Origin of the sequence: Methylobacterium sp. NEAU K (assembly GCF_030700285.1) — a bacterium.
Classification (GTDB): Bacteria; Pseudomonadota; Alphaproteobacteria; order Rhizobiales; family Beijerinckiaceae; genus Methylobacterium.
In genome coordinates this window covers 1-20,465 of sequence record NZ_JAUYZJ010000048.1, presented here as the reverse complement: position 1 = coordinate 20,465, position 20,465 = coordinate 1, and the positions used below count along the sequence as shown (strand labels likewise).

General features: G+C 65.5%; 14 protein-coding genes and 6 pseudogenes. 11 read left to right on the top strand and 9 right to left on the bottom strand.

The annotated features are described in order from the left end of the window. Positions 1-5: 5 nt before the first annotated feature. The 3 genes and pseudogenes from Q8W67_RS24705 to Q8W67_RS24695 all read right to left on the bottom strand — a co-directional run bounded on the left by Q8W67_RS24705 (position 6) and on the right by Q8W67_RS24695 (position 3,175). Positions 6-1,396: pseudogene (locus tag Q8W67_RS24705) on the bottom strand (cytochrome ubiquinol oxidase subunit I). A gap of 46 nt (positions 1,397-1,442) precedes the next feature. Then, positions 1,443-2,669 (bottom strand): 5-aminolevulinate synthase, encoded by a 1,227-nt coding sequence (gene hemA, locus Q8W67_RS24700; RefSeq protein ID WP_305550485.1) that lies wholly within the window; start codon positions 2,667-2,669, stop codon positions 1,443-1,445. Between the two features lie 101 nt (positions 2,670-2,770). Then, positions 2,771-3,175, bottom strand: coding sequence for a DUF983 domain-containing protein (locus tag Q8W67_RS24695; protein ID WP_305550484.1), 405 nt, complete (start codon positions 3,173-3,175; stop codon positions 2,771-2,773). Between the two features lie 194 nt (positions 3,176-3,369). Between Q8W67_RS24695 and Q8W67_RS24690 the strand changes: the two genes are divergently transcribed. From Q8W67_RS24690 to Q8W67_RS24680, 3 genes and pseudogenes are all read left to right on the top strand, one after another. After that, entirely contained in the window at positions 3,370-4,761 is a 1,392-nt protein-coding gene (locus Q8W67_RS24690) for a PLP-dependent aminotransferase family protein (RefSeq protein ID WP_305550483.1), read from the top strand. A gap of 1 nt (position 4,762) precedes the next feature. Beyond that, a complete protein-coding gene (tehA, locus tag Q8W67_RS24685) occupies positions 4,763-5,782 on the top strand; it encodes a dicarboxylate transporter/tellurite-resistance protein TehA (RefSeq protein WP_305550482.1) in 1,020 nt (339 codons plus the stop codon). 354 nt (positions 5,783-6,136) lie between these two features. Then, positions 6,137-6,268, top strand: a pseudogene (locus Q8W67_RS24680) (IS256 family transposase); the annotation flags it as partial. A gap of 65 nt (positions 6,269-6,333) precedes the next feature. On the opposite strand, the gene Q8W67_RS24675 reads toward Q8W67_RS24680, so the two are convergent. Continuing rightward, a complete protein-coding gene (locus tag Q8W67_RS24675; RefSeq protein WP_370693951.1) occupies positions 6,334-7,239 on the bottom strand; it encodes a DMT family transporter in 906 nt (301 codons plus the stop codon). Between the two features lie 163 nt (positions 7,240-7,402). Here Q8W67_RS24675 and Q8W67_RS24670 point away from each other — a divergent pair. Further along, positions 7,403-8,082 (top strand): annotated as a pseudogene (locus Q8W67_RS24670) (ISL3 family transposase); the annotation flags it as partial. Continuing rightward, positions 8,081-8,404 (top strand): annotated as a pseudogene (locus Q8W67_RS24665) (transposase); the annotation flags it as partial. The pseudogenes Q8W67_RS24670 and Q8W67_RS24665, both read left to right, overlap by 2 nt. A 350-nt stretch (positions 8,405-8,754) precedes the next feature. Here Q8W67_RS24665 and Q8W67_RS24660 read toward each other — a convergent pair. Continuing rightward, entirely contained in the window at positions 8,755-9,942 is a 1,188-nt protein-coding gene (locus tag Q8W67_RS24660) for an adenylate/guanylate cyclase domain-containing protein (protein WP_305550480.1), read from the bottom strand. A gap of 504 nt (positions 9,943-10,446) precedes the next feature. On the opposite strand from Q8W67_RS24660, the pseudogene Q8W67_RS24655 reads away from it, so the two are divergent. From Q8W67_RS24655 to Q8W67_RS24645, 3 genes and pseudogenes are all read left to right on the top strand, one after another. Continuing rightward, positions 10,447-11,211 (top strand): annotated as a pseudogene (locus Q8W67_RS24655) (SDR family oxidoreductase). Further along, positions 11,172-11,705 carry a hypothetical protein gene (locus tag Q8W67_RS24650; RefSeq protein WP_305550479.1) on the top strand — a complete coding sequence of 178 codons (534 nt, stop codon included), beginning with the start codon at positions 11,172-11,174 and terminating at the stop codon, positions 11,703-11,705. Before Q8W67_RS24655 ends, Q8W67_RS24650 begins: the two are co-directional and overlap by 40 nt. Continuing rightward, positions 11,683-12,585: a sigma-70 family RNA polymerase sigma factor gene (locus Q8W67_RS24645; protein WP_305550478.1), complete on the top strand. Its 903-nt coding sequence runs from the start codon at positions 11,683-11,685 to the stop codon at positions 12,583-12,585. The genes Q8W67_RS24650 and Q8W67_RS24645 overlap by 23 nt, the downstream gene beginning before the upstream one ends. 168 nt (positions 12,586-12,753) lie before the next feature. Here Q8W67_RS24645 and Q8W67_RS24640 read toward each other — a convergent pair. Next, a pseudogene (locus Q8W67_RS24640) lies at positions 12,754-13,687 on the bottom strand (MBL fold metallo-hydrolase). A gap of 483 nt (positions 13,688-14,170) precedes the next feature. Then, on the bottom strand, positions 14,171-16,333 hold the full coding sequence (locus Q8W67_RS24635) for a molybdopterin-dependent oxidoreductase (RefSeq protein ID WP_305550477.1): 2,163 nt from the start codon (positions 16,331-16,333) through the stop codon (positions 14,171-14,173). A 213-nt stretch (positions 16,334-16,546) separates the two neighbouring features. Between Q8W67_RS24635 and Q8W67_RS24630 the strand changes: the two genes are divergently transcribed. Both Q8W67_RS24630 and Q8W67_RS24625 read left to right on the top strand, forming a co-directional pair. Beyond that, positions 16,547-17,122, top strand: coding sequence for a GntR family transcriptional regulator (locus Q8W67_RS24630; protein WP_305550476.1), 576 nt, complete (start codon positions 16,547-16,549; stop codon positions 17,120-17,122). Continuing rightward, positions 17,119-18,024 (top strand): PLP-dependent aminotransferase family protein, encoded by a 906-nt coding sequence (locus Q8W67_RS24625; RefSeq protein WP_305550475.1) that lies wholly within the window; start codon positions 17,119-17,121, stop codon positions 18,022-18,024. Before Q8W67_RS24630 ends, Q8W67_RS24625 begins: the two co-directional genes overlap by 4 nt. Positions 18,025-18,795: 771 nt before the next feature. Here the strand turns inward: Q8W67_RS24625 and Q8W67_RS24620 are convergent. Further along, complete coding sequence (locus tag Q8W67_RS24620; RefSeq protein ID WP_305550474.1) at positions 18,796-19,167, bottom strand: helix-turn-helix domain-containing protein; 372 nt, start codon at positions 19,165-19,167, stop codon at positions 18,796-18,798. Between the two features lie 103 nt (positions 19,168-19,270). Here Q8W67_RS24620 and Q8W67_RS24615 point away from each other — a divergent pair, with 103 nt between their 5' ends. Beyond that, positions 19,271-19,879 (top strand): NAD(P)-dependent oxidoreductase, encoded by a 609-nt coding sequence (locus Q8W67_RS24615; RefSeq protein ID WP_305550473.1) that lies wholly within the window; start codon positions 19,271-19,273, stop codon positions 19,877-19,879. A 198-nt stretch (positions 19,880-20,077) separates the two neighbouring features. On the opposite strand, the gene Q8W67_RS24610 is transcribed toward Q8W67_RS24615, so the two are convergent. Continuing rightward, a partial coding sequence (locus Q8W67_RS24610) for an IS3 family transposase (RefSeq protein WP_305550472.1) occupies positions 20,078-20,465 on the bottom strand: 388 nt, incomplete at its 5' end.

Here is a 20,465-nt window from a genome sequence, read left to right as displayed (position 1 = left end):
TCTCCTCACTCGGCCGGGTGGAGGGTGCGGTCGAGATCGACCGAGGGCGCGGGCGTGATGCCGGCGGTGCGGATGGGCGCCCCGGGCTCGAGCCCGTGCTCGCCCCGGTGAGGGGACTTCGCCATCAGGTGCAGGATGTAGAGGATGCCCATCCCGAACACGGCGAAGTAGATCAGGACGAAGGCGGTGAGCGACGCGGCGACGGCAGGCGCGGAAAGCGGCGAGGCCGACTCCGCCGTGCGCAGGAGACCGTAGACCGTGAACGGCTGGCGCCCGACCTCGGTGGTTATCCAGCCGGCCACCACGGCGACGAAGCCGGCCGGGCCCATGACGAGGGCGAAGCGGTGCAGCGCCACCCACTCGTAGAGCCGGCCCTTGTAGCGGGCGAGCAGGCTGAGGCCGCCCAGCGAGAGCATCAGCATGCCGAGGCTGACCATCACCCGGAAGGACCAGAACACCGCGGGCACCGGCGGCCAGTTCTCCCTCGGCACGCTGTCGAGGCCCTTCAGGGGCTCGTCGAGGCCGTGCTTAAGGATCAGGGAGGACAGCTTCGGCACCTCAACGACGTAGCGCACCGTGGCGGCCGCTTGGTCGGGCAGGCCGAACAGGATGAGCGGCGCGCCGTCCGGATGGCTCTCGAAATGGCCCTCCATGGCCATGACCTTGGTGGGCTGGTGCTCCAGGGTGTTCAGGCCGTGGGCGTCGCCGGCGAGGATCCACATCGCCATCGAGAACGTCGCCCGCGCGCCCTCGTTCGTGCGGTCGCGCAGCAGGTGCCAGGCGCCGACCGCGCTGACCACGAGGGCGGTGGTCAGGTAGGCGGCCAGGACCATGTGGACGGGCGGTAGGGGAACGACGGGGTGAAGACGATGGCCCACCAGTCGGCCGACACGAACTGGCCGGCGGCGTTCGTGGCGTAACCCTGCGGCGTCTGCATCCAGGAGTTCACGGACAGGATCCAGAACGCAGAGAAGAAGGTCTCGATGGCCACCATCAGGGTGGCGAGGAAGTGGAGCCGCGGCCCGTCCTTCGTCATCCCGAACAGCATGACGCCGAGGAAGCCGGCTTCCAGTAAGAAGGCCGAGAGCACCTCGTAAGCCATCAGCGGGCCCAGCACCGGGCCTGTCTTATCGGCATAGACCGACCAGTTGGTGCCGAACTGGTAAGACATGACCAAGCCGGACACGACGCCCATGGCGAACGCGATGGCGAAGATCTTGATCTAGTACTGGAGCAGGTCGATGAAAACCTGCCGGCCGGTGGCGAGCCAGGGTTTCTCCAGCATCATCAGGTAGCTCGCCAAGCCGATGGAGAAGACCGGGAACACGATGTGTAACGCCACCGTGAACCCGAATTGCGCCCTTGCGAGCAGCAGGGCGTCGACGTTCGCCAGCATGTCGGTCACCTATTGCGTATCTCGATGAGGATGAGAGGAGCCGCGGTTAGGCCGCCAGCGAGAACTCGCCCCAGCCCAGGCGTGAGCGAACCTCGACGAGCGCCTCCACGAGCGCCCGCATGTGTTCCTCGGTGTGGAGCGGCGCCGGGGTGATCCGCAGCCGTTCGCCGCCGCGCGGTACGGTCGGGTAGTTGATCGGCTGGACGTAGATGCCGTGACGCTCCAGCAGCTCCTCGCTGATCCGCCGGCAGAGATGGGTGTCGCCGACCATGACCGGCAGGATGTGGCTCTGGCTCGGCAGGACCGGCAGGCCGGCGTCCCGCAGCATCGCCATCAGGGTCGCCGCGGCCCGCTGCTGCGCCGCCCGCTCCGACTGGCTGTCCCTAAGGTGCCGCACCGCCGCCCGCGCGCCGGCAGCCAGGTGCGGGCACAGCGAGGTCGTGAAGATGAAGCTGGCCGCGTGGCTGCGGATGACGTCGACCACCGGGGACGGGCCGGCGACATAGCCGCCCATGACGCCGAAGGCCTTGCCGAGCGTCGCCTCGATCAGGGTCACGCGATGGGCCACCCCCTCGCGCTCCGCGATGCCGGCACCGTGTGGGCCGTACATCCCGACTGCGTGCACCTCGTCGAGGTAGGTGAGCGCACCGTGGCGCTCCGCAACGTCGCAGATCTCGGCGATGGGCGCCACGTCGCCGTCCATGCTGTAGACGCTCTCGAACGCGACGATCTTCGGTCGATCTGGGTCGATCTGGGCGAGCAGCCTATCGAGCGCGGCGACATCACTGTGCGGGAAGATCGCTCTCGCGGCCCCGGAGCGGCGGACGCCCTCGATCATCGAGTTGTGGTTGTCAGCATCCGACAGGATCACGCTCCCCGGCAGGACTTGGCCAAGCACGCTAAGTGCCGCGAGGTTCGAGACGTAGCCCGAGGTGAACAGGAGGGCGGCCTCCTTCCCGTGCAGGTCGGCCAAGTCCCGCTCTAGCAACACATGCTCGTGGGCCGTGCCAGAAATGTTGCGGGTGCCTCCCGCACCGGCGCCGTAACGGTCGAGCGCCGCGTGCATCGCGTCGAGGACCTCGGGCCGGTGGCCCATGCCGAGATAATCGTTGCTGCACCAGACTACGACGGGGCGGCAGCTACCATCCGGATGTCTCCAGACGGCCGTCGGAAACGCGCCGACATTCCGCTCAAGCTCGATGAATACCCGGTAGCGGCCGTCCTCGCGCAACTTCTGAAGGGAGGCCTCGAACAGGTCTGAATAGGGGAGCATCGTCCCGGTCCTCATGAGGTCGGATCAAGTCGCGGCAGGCCCAGAGACGGGTCACACGGCCGGCGCGCGTCCGTTCGAGACCGCGCGGGTCAGCAGCGCGGTCAGTCCCTAGGCGCGGGACCGACGCCGGGGGCCTTCGGGACCGCGAAGCGGCCCTCCTCGGCCTTGTGGATGTACTGGCTGGCGATGAAGAGCCCTTTCATCGGCCGGATGATCGGCACGCAGGCCAGCAGAAGCAACGGCAGTGTCACGACCGCATGGATCCAGAGCGGCGGATCGTAGGCGAGCTCCAGCCAGATCCCGAAGGCGGTCACCGGGAAGGCCATCGTCATCATGATGAAGAAGGCGGGCCCGTCCGCCGGGTCGGCGAAGCCGTAGTCGAGGCCACACGCCTCGCAGCGCGGCTTTAGAGTAATGAAGCCGTCGAACAGGCGCCCCTCGCCGCAGCGCGGGCAGCGGCACCGCAGGCCGACTGACAAGAGGGATTGATCGGTCGTCCTTTGCATCGTCCACGTTCCTGAACCGCTCGCCGTGTCCGGCGGCATAAAGGTACGCCTTGCGCGCACCGAATGTATGGCTTACATATCCATACATTCAAGGATGGAGCCAACAGCTCCGAAGGCGACGTCCCAGACAAAGCCATCTCTCGCCTTGCCTGTATGACTTATGTATGCATACATCAATGCGAGAGCAGGGGTCAATGATGGAATCCTGGAACCCGACAATCGCCGGCGACGCGGGCCCGAAGTACCTAGCCATCGTCAAGGCGCTGGCCGAGGACATCCGCGCCGGTCGCCTCCCCCCGGGCGTACGCCTGCCGCCGCAGCGCGCCCTGGCCAAGCACCTCAACGTCGACCTCACCACGGTCACGCGCGCCTTCAATGAGGCGCGCAGGACGGGCTTGATCGATGCAACGGCAGGGAGAGGCAGCTTCGTTCGCGGCCACGCGCCTCCGCCTGCGGAGGTGCGCAGACCGGACCCGTCCGGGAGTGTCGACTTCAGCATGAACATGCCGCCCCAGCCGGTGGCGGCGCGTCTGGCTGAGCGTATGGAGGCAGGTCTGGCGCGCCTAGCCGGCTCGCCGGGCTTCCTCGACCGGATGCAGTACCAGGACAGCGCCGGAAACATGGCCGACCGGGCTGTGGCGGCGCAGTGGCTCGGCCGCCGGCTCGGGCCGCTTCCGATACAGCGCGTCCTGGTGGCGGGGGGCGCCCAGGTGGTCCTCGCCGCGGTTCTCGCCGCCATACTGAAGCCCGGCGAGGCGCTCTGCGTCCCGTCCATGACCTACCCCGGCCTGCGCATGGCCGCCGAACGCCGTGGCGTTCGCCTCGTTCCGGTCGCCTGCGACGAGGAGGGGCTGAACCCGGAAGCATTCCTCGAAAGTTGCAAGGCCGAGCGGCCGCGCGCCCTGTACCTGGTGCCGACACTCGACAATCCGACGACCGCGACGCTACCGATGGCGCGGCGTGAGCGGATCGCCGAGCTCGCGCGTACGCACGGGGTCGCGATCATCGAGGACGACGCCTACGGCGCGCTCCCGCCCGAGGCTCCGGCTCCCATCGCCGCCCTGGCCGGCGACATCACCTGGCACATCGCGACGCTGTCGAAGTGCGTCAGCCCGGGCCTACGCATCGCCTACGTCGCGGTACCGGGGACCAACGCGGTGGTCCGGCTCGCCGCCGAACTGCGTGCCATCAACATGATGGCGTCCCCCCTCACGGCCGCGCTCGCCTCGCAGTGGATCGCGGACGGCGAGCTCGACGCGGTCGTCGCCGCCATCAGGCAAGAGAACGGTCTCCGGCAGGCGGTCGCGCGAGAGGCCCTGCGGGGTCTCGACGTCCGGGCGCATTCCTTCGGGCATCACCTTTGGCTCCGGCTTCCGGAGCCCTGGCGACGCGGCGAGTTCGGGGCCCATGCACGTCAACTCGGGCTGTCGGTAATCCTGAGCGATGCCTTTGCTGTCGGACCCGCGCCCGAGGCCATCCGCGTCTCCTTGGGTGCCGCCCCCGACGCCGAAACCTTGCGGTACGGCCTCAGCCTACTGGCGACGCTGCTCGCGCACCCGCCCGGCGCGATCTCCACGGTCGTCTGACATGGCTGACGTCGCGGGCGCATCCGGCGAGCAAGAAAACTCCGCCAAGCTCTGGGGCGAATTCGCTAGGCTTCGACGAACCAGGGTTCCGGCTACCTTCTTCGGGATGGTCCTGGGGCTCTGCGGCCTGGGCAACGGCTGGCGCGCCATCGCTCGCCTGGGGCTGGCACCCGCCTGGGTCGGCGAGGCGCTCTCCCTCCTTGGCGTGGCGGTTTGGTCGGCGTGGCTGGTCTTCTACGCCGCTCGGTGGCTGAATGACCGGGACACTGTTCTCTTCGAGGCGCGTGACCCGACATGCTCGTTTTTTGCCTCGTTGGCACCCGTAGCCACCATGATCGCCAGCGTTGGTCTGGCGCCGCACTGGCTGGACGCCGCATGGCTGATGGCACTGGCGGGGCTTGTCGGGACAACCCTCTTCGCCGTCTGGGGCGTGGGAGGCCTCTGGATGGGCGACCGCGCCTTCGAGGCGACGACGCCGATCCTCTACATGCCCACTGTCGGTGGGGGCTTCGTGGCGGCCATCACCTGCGCCGCCTTCGGCATGAAGGAGTTGGGCCTGCTCTTCTTCGGCGCCGGCCTCCTGTCATGGCTGACGCTGGAATCGGTCGTCATCCATCGGCTGATCCTGCAGACCCTGCCCGTGCCGCTGCGTGCCTCGCTCGGGCTGCACCTTGCACCACCTGCGGTAGCCTGCGTCGCCTACCTGGCGGTCACGGATGGGCCTCCCGACCGGCTGGCCCAGATCCTCTTCGGTTACGCCTTGCTGCATGCCTTGGTCATGGTGCGGCTGGTGCCCTGGTTGCGGCAGCAGCCGTTCTCGCCGGCGGCCTGGGCCTATACCTTCGGCGTCTCGGCCCTTCCGCTCGCCGCGTTGCGCCTGACGGAACTTGGGCTGAAAGGACCAAGCGCGTCTCTCGCTATCCCGCTGTTCGCCGCCGCCAACCTGATCATCGGCTGGATCGCGCTCAGAACATTGAGCCTGCTGCTGCGCGGCAAGCTTTTGCCTGTCCGACCACTCTGACTGCCACAGGGGGGGGGTTGGGTCGTACACCCGCTCACCAGACCGCACTTCCGGCTGCGCGGATTGCGGACACGTCGTCCTCACCCCAGACAATCCTGCGGAGACATCCCGGTGACCGAACTGTTCACTCCCGCCAACGGTCGCGAAAGCCCCGACGCTCTTCCGGTCCGGCGAGCCCTAGGTCCAAGCCAAGCGACAAGCTCAAAATGACTTCCTCCGAGCCCGGCACGTTCCCCAGTCTCGCAGAGGTCATGAGAGCGGAATTGTGGCCGCAGGTCAGGGTTATCGACGCCAGCGCCTATCCGGAGGCGGTGTTGCAAAGATTCGGCACTGCCGGTGTCTTCGAGCAACACCCTGAAGCTGCTCTACCTGGTCTTGAACCGCTCCGAGAAGGCGTGGGAGATGGGCCCGCGTGAGTGGGTCATGACCAAGGCGCGGTTCGCCATTATCTTCGGCGAGCGCTTCACCCGGGCCATGGCGGCCTGATGTTCAACCCGCCGCTCTCACACGGAATTTCCGACAGTCCCCAATTACGTTCCGCAAGCAAACAGCTAACGCAGCCATTGCGCCATGACCACGCAGGTCAGGACACCGAGCGCAGCCGCGATAGTGGGGCCAGTAATCACTTCTCCCAGCAGCAACCAGCCCCAGGCCAGCGAAAGAACAGGCTGCGCGAGCTGAAGTTGGCTGATCCGCGCTACGCCGCCGAGAGATAGGCCGCGATACCAGGCAAAGAAGCCGGCATTGCTGACCACGCATAAGTAGGCGAAACCAGCCCAGGCAGCGGGTGTGATGTGTGCGAGCAGGACGACATCCAGCTCTATCAGTGTGATCGGCACCGTGACGGGCAGTGCCATAATGAGGGCAATGCACATGACCTGCACGCCCCCCAACTCCCGAGCTAGCGCGCCACCCTCGGCGTAACCCAGCGCGCAGAGCACGACCGCAGCGAGTAGAAGCGCATCCGCCCACTGAAAGCTGCCCCCTCCTTGCACGAAGACGAAGGTGAGCACACACGCGACGCCAGCCAGAACAGCGATCCAGAACCGCAGTGAGGGGTGCTCTCCTGCGCGGAATACCGCCATGACTGCGGTGGCTGAAGGGAGCAGGCCTGCAACGACGACACCATGTGACGCGGGCACGTGAGTAAGGGCGAGAGAAGTGAGCAGCGGAAAGCCCAGCACGACCCCAACTGCGACCACTGCGAGCCGGGGCATCAGTCGAAAAGAGGGCAACGGCTGGCGCATTATCGCGAGCGTGAGCAAGGCTAGGACGCCAGCGACCGCTGCCCGACCGATTCCGACGAAACTGCCTGCTATTCCTCCAGCCACCGCTAGGCGGGTTACAGGCAGCGAGACCGAGAAGGCGAGCACGCCGACGCTTCCCCAGACCAGGCCTGTAGCTCGGTTTCGACTTGCGTCCGTCTTTACGCTTGACGAGCTGAGGAATTCGCGCATTGAAACGGAATATTACCTTGAAGCCCAATTGGAAGCCAGGAATTTATAGCCTGAGTCTCGCACTGATCCGCCCCTTAGGAGTGGTGCTCCGTCAGGTTTGGTGGAAGGGGCAGCGTGACGGCTGGCTCGTGGCGGAGATCGTCTCCAAGGTACAGATCGAAGCATGACCTTGCGTTGCCCTCTGCCCGGCTGTCGCCTCGTCCGTGTCGAGCGCGCCGCCCTCATGGTCGCTGCCGAAGCTCCGCACGATCACGCTCGCTGCCCGGCGTGTCGAACCGTGAGCACGTCGGTCCATAGCCGGTATCGGCGACGGCCCGCCGACCTGCCGGTCAGCGGCAAGGCCGTCCAGCTGCAGTTGGAGGTTCGGCGCTTCTACTGCCGCAACCCGGCTTGCCCCCGGCGCACCTTCGCCGAGCGGTTCCAGAAGCTGCTCAGCCGCCATGCCCAGCGCACGCGCCGCCTCACTGACGCGCATGCTCGCACCGGTCTCGCGCTCGGTGGCCAGTCCGCCGCCCGGTTGCTCGGGCACTTGGCTATGCCGACCAGCACCACAACCCTGTTGCGGACGAAGCGCGTTTGCCGCTTCCGAACGCCGACCGGCCGCACGTTATCGGCATCGACGATGGGGCGCTGCGCAAGGGCCGAACCTACGGCACCATCATCGTCGAGCTAGAACGCCACCGCCCCATCGATCTCCTGCCGGACCGCTCGGCCGAGACCTTAGCTGCCTGGCTCCGCCGCAAGCCTCAGATCCCGAGCGTGGCGCGCGATCGCTCGACCGAATATGGCCGTGGCACCACGCTGGGCGCGCCCAAAGCCGTGCAGGTTGCCGATCGCTGGCATCAAGCCGCGCTCCACGCGGGCGGCGAGCCGCCGGCTGACACTGCATCCGCGTGCCGAGCACGAGGCACTGGCAGCGGCGCGCAGGCGGCACGAGAGCGAGGAGGGCCGAGGCCTGTACGGGCAACGGCATAGCATTGAGGGCACGATCTCGCAGGGCGTGCGCAGCTTCGGCCTGGGCCGCGCCCGCTACCGCGGACCGGCCAAGACGACCTTCCAGAGCGTGGCCACGGCCGCGGTCCTCAACCTGGATCGTCTCGCCGCTTGGTTCTCATACCGACAGCTGGCTCCGGCGCATACCTCGCGCTTCAGCGCGCTCGCCGCTGAGCCGCCGAATTCGCCAACAGTGTCCGACCGTTTTGCCGACGTCGCTGCAGGACCGGTCGCGAGACAACAATGGGTGGTTCGCTCATGCCGGGAAAGCGTGTCGGTTTTTGAAGTGTCGGGAAAACGGTGGCAAGCGGATATCGGCAACGTCTATCCTAGATCATCTGCTTCGGCTGGTGGCTGTTCGGAAGCGGACCGGCGGCTTTCGGCCAGACTACGCCACTCCGGATCGCCACGATGCGCAGAACCGGACGTTCGGCTTCGCGCCCAATCTGGTCATCTAAGTCGCAGGTGAGTCTGCCCGGAAGCGGAAATGCCGCCTCCGGACTGCTTGCAGTCTCGCCAGGTTCAGGAGGTGGTTGCGGATTCGGCCTCAAAAAGCGGGAGTCGGGGCTTGCAACCGTGCTCGACCAGGATCCAAACTTCCATTGCTTGCATTCGACCCCGTACGACCACAGGAGGATGCCGATGCATGCCTCTGACGGTGTGCTCGCCGACCTCGGCTCGAACCTTTTCGATCAGCGCGTGACTGCTCACGAGCGACGTCTGAAGATCGCGGCTTAGCGCTTCGAGGCGGCTCGCAGTGTTCACCGTGTCGCCGAGCACCGCATATTCGACCCTTCGCTCGTGTCCGATGGTGCCCAGCACGACCGGGCCGAAATGCAGGCCAATCCCAATCTTCAGAACCGGCTCGCCCTGGGCGCGACGCTCGGTGTTCCACGCGTCGAGACAAGCCAGCATCTTGCGAGCACAGGTGAGCGCGTTGGTGGCGTCTCGGCGACTTGGCTTCGGGGTGCCGAACGTGGCCATCACGCTGTCGCCCACGAATTTGTCGAGCGTTCCTCCGGCCTCGAAGACGCAATCGGCCATGCGCTCGTGGAAACCGCGCAGCATCGCCATAACAGCCTGCGGCGAGCGTCCCTCGCACAGGCTCGTGAATCCAATTACATCGGCGAAGAGGATCGCGGCATCCTGGATCCGAGCAGGGCCGAATGGCTCGTCAAGTTCAGCGAGTTCGTCAACGAGGTTAGCGGAGACGTGGCGTGCAAGGTTATCGCGGGCGCGCTCGACACAAGCCTGGGCGGCGACCAGTCGATGCGTGCGGTGCACGACAACCGCGAGGATCCCGGTGATCAGACAGGCTGTGAATACGCCTGTCGCCCAGGCGGCGATATCGATGAAGGCGGGATCGAGGTAGCGCGCCAGAGCGGCGGGGCCCGGGCCCGGCAACCCGAATCCGAGCGGGGTTTCTGGCTGGAGCGCCACGATGCCGATTCCGACGCTCCACGTCGCGATGATGATGAGCCCTGAGCTGAGCACGAGCCGCGGTGACAGCGTGAACGTCGACCAGGCGACCAGGCGACCAGCATCAGAAAGAACGGGAAAGCGGGCGGCCGCAGTTTCATCTGTACGGGCCAGGGTGGCGGATCGAGCGGGTTCGGCACAAGTAGAGTGGCCGTGAGCAAGGCGGCGTTCGCCAGGACGAAACCAAGGATCATGAACGACGGCAGGGGCCTCAGTGAAAGTCGCCGCCATCCGAGCGCTAATGCAACGAAGGCGGCCACGAGACCGAGATAGAAGACAGCCCCAGGCCAGGGATGGACCACGGCGCACCAGATTGCGATGACGACGTAAGCCAGCGTGAGCGCATGCGCGCCAAGCCGCCCGCTGCGTTGGCGCTCCTCGGCGAGCGCTGCGGCAATGCGCCGACCAAGTGCGCCCGCGTCAGGATTTCGAGCCCAGACCTTGCCGAGTGCCAGTGACCTGATCGGTCGGCTACCAATTTCCAATTCCATGCTGCTCACCGGGTTGCCGTCCGAGACAGTCCTTGACCCGGCGCGCACAACAGGGACGAGACGCCCGGCTCGCCTGTGACATCCAACGATGATGATGGGACACGGCAGTTCCCAAGCCGGAGGAGTCGAGTGGACCGCGTCCGGCCTGACGGGCGCCACTCGCCCGCGAATGTCACGATACCGTTCGCTGCCTCGTCAGAGCATGAGCCGGTTTTGGTCCGGTGCGAGCAAGCGAGAGACAACCATGAAGATCGTCGTCATTGGCGGGACCGGGCTGATCGGCCGCCAGGTCATCACAAATCTGCTCAGGCTCGGCCACGACGCCGTTCCTGCTTCGCCCGCCTCCGGTGTGAATACGGTGACTGGCGAGGGGCTCGCCGCGGCACTGCACGGCGCGCAGGCTGTCATCGACGTCTCCAACGCGCCCTCCTTCGAGGAGGCTGCCGTGCTGGCCTTCTTCCAGACCTCGGGGCGTAACCTCCTCCGGGCTGAAGCAGAGGCTGGTGTTGGTCACCATGTCGCCTTGTCGGTGGTCGGGACTGACAGAGCGCATGCTCCAGCCTACCTACGGGCCAAGCTGGCGCAGGAGCAGCTGATCGCGGCTGCGAGCATCCCCTACACGATCATCCGCGCGACGCAGTTCTTCGAGTTCATGGGCGCCATCGCGGACGAGGGGACGACGGGCGGTCTCGTCCGCCTCTCTCCGGCAGCGATGCAGCCCATCGCCTCGCGTGACGTCGCGCAGGCCCTTGCAGAAGCCGTGCTTGCCAAACCGGTGAACGGCATCGTCGAGGTTGCCGGGCCGGAACGCGCGCCCTTCGCCGAATTCGTCGGCACCTAGCTCGGTCACCGCGACGATCCCCGCCGCATCGTGGTCGATCCAGCAGCGCCCTATTTCGGCATCCCGATTACGGACGCCACGCTGACGCCGGGGGCGAACGCGCGCATCATGCCGACGCGATTCGATGCGTGGCTGACCGCCTCGGCCAGCAATGGGAGGAGCGCATGATGCGGGCCTCATCTTCCTGCCTCGCCTTCGCGACCTTCTACGGGTTGGTCCTGGCGGCGAACGGCGTGTTCATGCTCGTCGCGCCCATGGCTTGGTACGAGACGGTGCCCGGCGTGCCCGCCACCGGTCCATTCAACCAGCATTTCTTGCGCGACATCGGCCTCATTTTCGTGCTGCTCGGCGGCGCCGTGCTGGTTGGGGTCTTGAGGCCGGCAATGCGGATCGTTCTCTGGGGTGCCGTGACGCTCTGGCTCGCCGGCCACGCTTTCTTCCATGTCTGGGAGGTACTGGCAGGGATCTGTGCGCCGTCTGCCCTGGCCCGCGACTTTCCGGCCGTGTCGTTGCCGGCGATCATCGCTGCCGCGCTGGTCCTCTGGGCGGAGCGCGGTTTGGCGTCCGCCGAAAAGCGTCCGAGCCTGACATTGCGACCTGCGTGCGAGGGATCTCGCGTCGACGCCAAGGAGCGCCGGTATGCTCACGGCAACCTCAGGTAAACCGGTAGTGCGCGACGACGAGCGCATTGCGGAGTTCGAGGCGCAACGGCCAAGGTTGCTGCGCCTCGGCTATCGCATGCTTGGTTCATTGAGCGAGGCCGAAGATATCGTTCAGGAGGCTTGGCTGCGCTGGTCAGGCGTTCAGGACAGGGGCGCGACGCCTGCCGCCTACATCACGCGCATCGTGACGCGGCTATGCCTCGACCACATGAAATCGGCACGTGCTCGGCGCGAAACCTATGTCGGTGCTTGGCTTCCCGAACCGTTGATGGGCGCGATCGAGCCAGATGAGTCGGTCCCTGACGACGTAACGTTGACGCTGATGCTGGCGATGGAACGGCTGTCACCACTTGAGCGGGCAGCTTTCCTCCTGCACGATGTGTTCGAGGTTGCGCTGCCCGAGGTGGCAGCAACGCTAGATCGTGCTCCGGCCGCGGTGCGGCAACTCGCGGTCCGTGCCCGCAAGCACGTCCAGTCCGGGCGCCAGCGATATCGGGTGGACGCGGCCGAGGCCGATCGGATCGCGCGCGCCTTCTTCGTCGCCTCGCGCGATGGCGACACGACGGCGCTCGCATCGCTGCTCGCCACCGATGTCGAACTCCGTTCGGACGGCGGCGGCCGCGTCCTCGCCTATCCCAACGTGATCCGCGGCTTGGATCGACTACTTCGGCTTTTCGCAGGGCTCACAGGCAAGACTTACTTCCGACCCGTCCTTCTTCGCACCGCAATCATCGACGGATTGCCGGGTTACGTCAGCGCCGATCGCGGCGGTGTGCTTCAGACCACGGCGCTTGAGATCAGCGACGGTCGCATCGCCGCGATCTACATGGTGCGAAATCCCGACAAGCTTCGGCACGTAGCCGCGGCGCTCGATAAATGATCTCGGTGAACGGGGCAGAGCTTCCAAGAGAACGGGCCCATTCCAAAAATTCAGTCGGTCGAGAAGCATTGCACAGGTGTTCCCGATGCTGGCCCGGGAACACCGATTTGCCTGCTGCTCACCACGCGCACTTTCCAAGGTCCGTTAGTTCGGCGCTGCTGGAATCGGTCAGAAGTCCCAGAAGACCGGCACCCAACGAAAGACCTCGCCTTCTCTCGCCACCCGCCCGACCGACGGGAACGGCAAGTGCGTGGCCACCAGCCATTCGCCGGTCACCGCCAGTTCCTGGAGAAGACGAACCCGAGCACGGGCAGCCTCGTTGGGGTCATGCTCGAAGCCGTTGTGCCAGTCGGGTTGCTCGAATCCAACCGGGAACACAGCATCCCCAGCGAACGTCAAACGGGTCTTTGCCCGAGGCTAGGCGAACAACGCTGTGCCCGGGGGTGTGGCCGCCGGTGCGGTAGACGACGACCCCCGGCGCCACCGTGTGCTTCTCATCGAATGGCCGCAGCTCCTTGCTGTAATCGTTCATGAACCGCTTGGCGGCCGCGCGAAGCGCGTCCGGGAACCCTGGCGGCATTGCTGTCTGAGAGAAATCTGGATTCTGCCAGAACTCGACCTCGGCGGCTGCCACGTGGATCCGCAGATCCGGATGCAACCTGTTCTTGACCCCATCCACGAGCAAGCCACCAATATGATCCATGTGCATGTGGGTCAGCACCACATCGGTCACTGAGGCGAGATCGATGCCGGCTGCCTCCAGTCGCAGGACGAGTTGTCCGGCTCGCGGCAGGTGCAAGTCTGAGTCGAACCCCAGTCCGGCGTCGATGAGGATAGCCTGTTCTCCGCTTCGGACGAGGACCGCGTTGAGCGGCCAATCGAAAGCGTCCGGCGGCAGGAACATGTCCTCTAGCCAGGCTGCCCGGGCGGCCGGCTCGGCGTTGTGTGCCAACATCGCGGTGGGCAGCGGCAGCACGCCATCGCTGACCACCAGCACATCGATCTCCCCAATCCGCAGCGCATAGCGCGACGGAACCGCCTCCTCGGGCCCTTGGCTACGTCGCACTGCCGTTTCCGGCCCACTTGGTCCTGTCTCTGAAATTACCACGCTTTTGATGCTCAATCCTTCGCATGGCGCGGGCGTCCGGCCTTTCCGGGCAACAACATGCGCGCCATGCGATCAGGACGAAGTGGCGGTCGTGACTGTGACATGGCCAGCGATTGAGCGTGTTAGATGCGTCGAGGCTTTTCGGCCGCGCTGGCTAAGCGAGCGATGCGTCGTCCGCTTCGACTCGATGAAAGCTCCGGAGCAGACAGACCGCTCTCGGCCAAGTTCGGCCGGCCGCTTCGCGTCCAACTCAGCCGTTCCAGATGGCTTCGGCGGCTTCTGAAAGTGGACTTCGGCGGTTCGCGCACCACCGAATGTGGGCCGCGAAGGTTTGCCGCAGCCGACTCATGCCTTGAAGGCTCGCCGTGTCCGACTCGCCTGCGGCACCGTTCGCGACGGGCTCGTATAGGCTTCGGCGGGAGTGCGAGGCGGCTCCAGGCGCCCCCATGCCGGGGCGCCTGTGCTCACTTGGACCGGCTAGTTTGCCCGTGAGACCTCGACAAGGTTGTCCGAGAAGGACGGAGCGTGGCCCATGTCGGTGAAGGCGCCCGAGGAGATGCTGTTCACCGTCCCCTCGTTGAGCTGGCGCCAGTAGCCCAGCGTCGCCACCACGACGCCGGGCTTCACGTCGTCGGTGATGCGCGCCACGCCCTTGAAGGCGCCGCGGTCGTTGGCGACCTGCACCCGGTCCCCGTCCACGAGGCCCCGCGCCTGAGCATCCTCGGCGCTGATCATGACGAATTGCTCACCCTGGCCCTTCTGCTTGTCCTCCATGTTGGCGTAGCAGGAGTTCAGGAAGTAGTGGCTCTTCGGCGAGACGATGTTGAGCGGGTAGCGCTTTGCTAGCTCAGGGGCGTTTGTGTGGGATTCCCGCGGGCCGAGGTAGTCGGGCAGCGGATCGAGTGCCTCGCCGGGTTGGAAGCCCTCGTACATCTGCCGGAAGGGCGGAGCGACGAAGTTCGTGGCGCCCTCGACCTTCAGCATGCATTTGCCGGTCGGCGTCGGGAAGTTGCCGTTCTTATGCGGGGCGCGGTCGTCAGGAGTGCCCACTTTCAGGCGCGCAAAACCGTGCTCGCGCATGTAGGCGAGGTCGATCCCCTCGCAGGCGGGCGAGGACCAGTCGACGTATTGCTCCAGGCACTCCGTGTCGGTCCACTTGAAGTTCTCTTCCTCGAAGCCGAGCCGGGCGGCGAGCCGCCGGAAGATCTCGTTGTTCGGGATGGCCTCGCCGGGCGCCTCCGCGCACTTGGTGTTGTAGGTTAGGTAAAGGTGGCCCCAGGAGAGGATCATGTCCTCCATCTCCGCGCCCATCGTCGCCGGCAGCAGGATGTCGGCATAGGAGGCGGTGTCGGAGATGAAGTGCTCGGCCGAGACCATGAACAGATCCTCGCGCATCAGCCCCTCGACGATCTTGTCGGTCTCGGGCGCCTGCGTGACGGGGTTCGAGTTCCAGCACATCATCGACATGATCGGCGGGTCGAGCTCCATCTCGCCGGTCAGAGCGCGACCGATCTGCAGGTTCGAGACGACGCGGGTGCCCTCCGGAATCAGGTCGGGACGACAGATCACGTCGAACTTGTAGGGGTGCTCCCAGACGCTGAACTGGGTGATTCCGCCGCCGACATGGCGCCACGCGCCGGTGAGCGCCGGTATGCAGGTCACCGCGCGGATGGTCTGGCCGCCGCCGTAGTGCCGCTCCAGCGCTACGCCGATGCGGATCGCGGCCGGCTGGGCGGTGGCGAGCTCGTAGGCGAGCTTGCGGATGTCCTCGGCCGGCACGCCGGTGATCTCCGCGGCCCACTCGGGGGTGCGGGTGCTGGCCCTCTCCTTCAGCTCCTCGAAGCCGACCGTGTAATTCTCCACGTAGTCTTGGTCGACGAGGCCATGCTCGATGATGGCGTTGATGAGCGCCATGGCGAGAGCGCCGTCGGTGCCGGGCTTGGGCGCGATGTGCCAGTCGGCGCCCTTGGCCGTGCGCGAGGCGTAGGCGTCAATGACGACGACCTTGGCGCCCTTCTTCTGAGCGTCTTTCACGATGGCCCAGTGGTGCAGGTTGGTGCTGACCGAGTTGCAGGCCCAGATCACGATGTACTTCGAGTGAATGTAGCTGTCCGGATCGAGGCCCGCGGTCGGGCCGACCGTAAGGAGCCATGCGGTGCAGGAGCCCTCGCCGCAGAAGGTCCGCTCGGTCACGGTGGCACCGAGCCGGTTGAAGAAGGCGTCGCCGCCGTTCAGCCCGTGCACGAGGCCCTGGTTGCCGAGGTAGCTGTAGGGGGCGATGGCCTGCGGGCCGTACTGGTCGATGATGCCCTTCCAGCGGGTGACGATGGTGTCAAGCGCTTCGTCCCAGGTGATGCGCTCGAACTGCTTCGAGCCTTTCGGCCCGACCCGCTTCATCGGGTAGAGCAGCCGGTCGGGGTGGTAGTGGCGCTTCTCGTAGTCCTTCAGCTTCACGCAGAGGCCGCCGCGGGTCATCGGATGATTCGGGTTGCCGCGCACGCCGAGCAACGTCCCGTCTTTGACCTCGAACAACATGGAGCAGGTGTCGGGGCAGTCATGCGGGCAGCCGCCGAAGAAGGTCTCGGTCAGGCTCTTGGCCTCAGCGGCGATCAAGAAGTCGGGCTTGACGATCTCGTTCATGTTTCCTCCGCGGTCGAGCGCCCGGCCTTCTTGTCGTTCCGGGTGGCATGCTCGGCCCGTTCCTAGGATGCACTAAACCGCAAACAATTCCAATTTTTGGTACGGAGAAAGTGCCAAATCAGTCATCGTCCATGGTACCAAAGTCTTGTCGCGCCCTGGGACTCCTGTCTCGGGCGGCAGCCTCGACCTTTGCGCCTGCCGAAGGGATTACACGTGGAACTGACGCTCACGCTGGACGCGAAGTCCACGAAGCCCCTGCAGGCCCAGGTGTTCGATCAGGTGCGGGAGATCATCCTAGACGGCAAGCTTAAGGCCGGGATGGCACTGCCGCCGAGCCGCCTCCTGGCGGAACGCCTGCGGGGCTCGTGCAACACCGTGATCTTGGCCTACGAGCGCCTCGTGGCCGAGGGCTACGTTCGGGCGCGCGGCACGGCTGGCTTGTTCGTAGAGCCCATCCCGCCAGACAGCCTCCTGCTGGTACAACGGGGCGGCCAGCCCCTGACGAACGGACCAGTCCCGGAGGCTTCGAGCGAACCCCTGCTGTGCTTCGCCGGCTCGCCCGGCGGCGGCGGCGACCGGCCGAAACTCGATTTCTGGGTCGGACGCTCGGACCCCGCCGGGTTCCCGCTACGTGTCTGGCGGCGGATCGTGAACCGCCTGCTGTCGCAGGAGACCGCTTATCTGACCGACTACTGCGATCCGGCGGGCCTCCCGGAACTCCGCGCGGCCATCAGCACGCACCTGAGGCGTGCCCGCGCCGTCGCGGTGAAGAGGACCAAGGCATTGTGACCACCGGTGGGCAGGACGCACTCAACTTGGTGTTCAACCTGCTGAAATCCCACACCCGGCAGCTCTGCATCGAGAACCCCTGCTACCTGGGGGCCTCGCTGATCTTCAAGAGCGCCGAGTCGACCATTCACCCGGTCCCAGTCGACGGTGAGGGACTCCGGACGGACCTCCTGCCAAGGGAGCGGGGCAGTCTGCTGTACGTCACGCCCTCGCACCAGTTCCCGACCGGCTCGATCATGACGCTGACCCGGCGCCTGGACCTGCTGCGCTGGGCGGAGGAGACCGACAGCTACATAGTCGAGGACGACTACGACAGCGACTTCCGCTACGACGGGCCGCCCTTGACCGCGCTGGCCGGCCTCGATGGCGGCCGCCGCGTCTTCTACGCCGGCACCTTCTCGAAGTCGGTGGGCGCCGGCCTGCGCCTCGGCTTCGCCACCGTCCCGCGCATGTTTTGGGACGAGGCGCGCATGCTGAAGGCGCGGATGAGCAACGGCCAAGCATGGCTGGAGCAGCCTGCGCTGGCCACCTTCATCGAAGAGGGACACTTCGACCGGCACCTGCGCCGGTTGCGGCAGGTTTACAAGGCGCGTCGCGACTGCCTCGTTGCGGCGCTGCGCCGGACGTTCGACGGGCCCGTCATCCTCGGCGGGGAGAGCGGCCTGCACCTGGTCTGGCGCCTGCCGCCCGGCCTTCCTCCCGCCAAGCGGATCCAGGTCATGGCGCGCGAGCGGGGCATCGGCGTCTACGCCCTGTCGAGCGGAGCTGCCTACGACTTCGCCCCCGGGGCGCGGGACGACATGCTGGTTTTCGGCTACTCGTCGCTGACCGAGGCGCAGATCGAAGATGCGGTGTGCAGGCTTCGGCTGATTTTAGATCATTCAAGAAGGGGAGCCCCGTAGCGAACTGCCGTGCTGCGGATCCGGTATGATGATCGCCTTTCTCGTGCCTTGTGACGGCGTCGAGACGATAAAAGCCCGTCCGCTTCTCCGGTAGACCTTCCGAAGCGGACCAGCGGCTTACGGCCATCAACCGGCGATGCTGCCGCTTTCGCTGGTACGTCTCGGTCGGGTGGATTTCTGCCAGTCTGCTTCCGGGGGCCGAAGCCACAATACAGGACGTTCACACAGATCATGCTGGGCGACGGCTTTGCGCCCATCCCGGTCGTTCCTGATATTGCCGTCGACGCTCAGAAGCGGACGTTCGCATAAGGGCAGGTAACGGAAACGCGCGACGCGACATTCCGCGGCCGTGTGCGACCCATCGTGCGTCCTGGGAAGATCTGCTTCCAGGCTGACATCGAGGCAGAAGCCTACGACTGGGTTGGGTGGAAAGCGGGCTTCCATCTGCAACAATCGCAGCGGATTGCGCGGCCGGTAGCGTCACCACGGCAGCAAGCTAGACTGAAGCCGATGCGCATCGTCCCAGGGACTGAGCTCAATCATCTTAACTGTGAAGTGGATTCTATCGACCGAAGCTGTGTGGAAACGTCGGTCCATTCCGAAATCGCAGAACAATCTTCTGCGTAGCAGACGTTACAGTTTGCTTGAACGCAGCTCTGACCCTGGCAGGTTGCGCATTCCGGCGCTTTGCGACGGGCCCGAGAGAAAATCCAGCTACCGGTTCTGCGTTTTCACACAGCCTAGACCCAAAGCGGACCTTCGTTTCTTGGCTTAGGCGGTCAAAGCAGCAGCCTCGTCGTACTGCTTTTGCGCAACTAATACCTCCTCGATGTGGGTTTCTGCCCAAATGCGCAGTGCATCCACAGTTGCCGTAAGGGTCTGGCCGAGGGGCGTGATGCTGTATTCCACCGTGACAGGCACGGTGGGAATAGCCTTGCGGCTGATCAGCCCATCCCGCTCCAGGCTCTTAAGCGTCTGCGACAGCACCTTCTGTGACAGGCCCTCGATCTCGCGGCGTAAGCGGTTGAACCGCATCGGCCCCTTCGCCAGCACCCCCAGTAGCAGGACCGCCCATTTGTCTCCCACTCGGTCCAGCACGAGCCGGGTCGGGCAGGCGGAAGCATACGGATTCCAGGCGGGCATGATGGTTTCCTCTAGGTAACTTGGTGAGGCCAGGGTGCTTTCTTTACGCCTGATGAGTTTTTAGCATCTAGTACCGATCAGAAACCTAACAGGGAGGGTCTCTATGCGCGTTGCACTCATCGGCGCGACCGGTAATGCAGGCTTGCGTATCCTGGCCGAACTGACCCGGCGCGGACACAGCGTCACGGCCATTGTCCGCAACCCCGCGCGTGTCACGCCCCAACCCGGCGTGACCGCGAAGCAAGGCGACGTGTTCGACCAGCAAAGTTTGGCCGAGTTACTGAAGGGGCATGACGCAGTGGTCAGCTCTCTCCATTTCACGGCGAGCGACCCGCGCAAGCTCATTGAGGCCGTCCGCGCCTCTGGCGTGACGCGTTACCTCGTCGTGGGCGGCGCGGGCAGCCTGGAAGCGGCACCGGGCCTCAAGCTGATCGACGCCCCGAACTTCCCGGCGGAATACAAGCCCGAGGCGGCTGCCGGTGGCGTGTTCCTGGACATGCTACGCGACGAGACGGAGCTGGATTGGACCTTCCTGTCCCCGTCCGCGATGTTTGTTCCGGGAGAGCGTACGGGCAAGTTCCGGCTCGGCCAGGACCAACTCCTCACCACCGAGCAGGGCAGCAGCATCTCCTTCGAGGACTACGCCATCGCTCTGGTGGACGAGTTGGAGAAGCCCGCACATCCGCGTCAGCGCTTTACGGTCGGGTACTGACGAGAGCGACCTTGGATGGGTCGTGCGACCCTTCCTTTGGTCAGCTCTCCACCCAACACGGACATTCGTAGGGCCAAGCTGATTGGGTTCAGACCCTAACACTACTTTGGCAGGTTGCTGTCAGGGTGGCTGATGGAGGACGGCATCACAATGTGGGCAGCGCTGCGTGATCCTCCCCCGATTTTGCGGACACGGGGGTTAGCTCGCGTTCCGCTCGGCCTGCTCGGGGGTGATGTAGCCGAGAGCCGAATGGATGCGCTGCCGATTGTAGGAGCCCTCGATGTAGGCGAACAGGTCGCGGCGAGCCTCGTCCCGGGTCGTCCATCGTCGCTGGTGAACGAGTTCGACCTTGAGGGTATGGAAGAAGCTTTCCATGGGAGCGTTGTCGTAACAGCAGCCCGTCCGGCTCATGGAAGGTGTCGCCTTCATGTCGGCGAGCTGTTTGCGATAGGCCTCGGCGGCGTATTGGCTGCCGCGATCCGAGTGACAGATGAGGCCGGCACCCGGTCTTTGTCGTTGGGCAGCCATCATCAGGGCGGCCGACGTCAGTTCGGTCCGCATGTGATCGCGCATGGACCAGCCGACG

What these genes read in the sequence shown, in the direction of transcription:
- Q8W67_RS24695 (WP_305550484.1), bottom strand. Translation starts at nt 3,175, where the DNA reads ATGCAAAGGACGACCGATCAATCCCTCTTGTCAGTCGGCCTGCGGTGC.
- tehA (WP_305550482.1), top strand. Translation starts at nt 4,763, where the DNA reads ATGGCTGACGTCGCGGGCGCATCCGGCGAGCAAGAAAACTCCGCCAAG.
- Q8W67_RS24620 (WP_305550474.1), bottom strand. Translation starts at nt 19,167, where the DNA reads ATGCCCGCCTGGAATCCGTATGCTTCCGCCTGCCCGACCCGGCTCGTG.
- Q8W67_RS24690 (WP_305550483.1), top strand. Translation starts at nt 3,370, where the DNA reads ATGATGGAATCCTGGAACCCGACAATCGCCGGCGACGCGGGCCCGAAG.
- Q8W67_RS24645 (WP_305550478.1), top strand. Translation starts at nt 11,683, where the DNA reads ATGCTCACGGCAACCTCAGGTAAACCGGTAGTGCGCGACGACGAGCGC.
- Q8W67_RS24635 (WP_305550477.1), bottom strand. Translation starts at nt 16,333, where the DNA reads ATGAACGAGATCGTCAAGCCCGACTTCTTGATCGCCGCTGAGGCCAAG.
- Q8W67_RS24675 (WP_370693951.1), bottom strand. Translation starts at nt 7,239, where the DNA reads ATGCGCGAATTCCTCAGCTCGTCAAGCGTAAAGACGGACGCAAGTCGA.
- Q8W67_RS24660 (WP_305550480.1), bottom strand. Translation starts at nt 9,942, where the DNA reads ATGGCGGCGACTTTCACTGAGGCCCCTGCCGTCGTTCATGATCCTTGG.
- Q8W67_RS24615 (WP_305550473.1), top strand. Translation starts at nt 19,271, where the DNA reads ATGCGCGTTGCACTCATCGGCGCGACCGGTAATGCAGGCTTGCGTATC.
- hemA (WP_305550485.1), bottom strand. Translation starts at nt 2,669, where the DNA reads ATGCTCCCCTATTCAGACCTGTTCGAGGCCTCCCTTCAGAAGTTGCGC.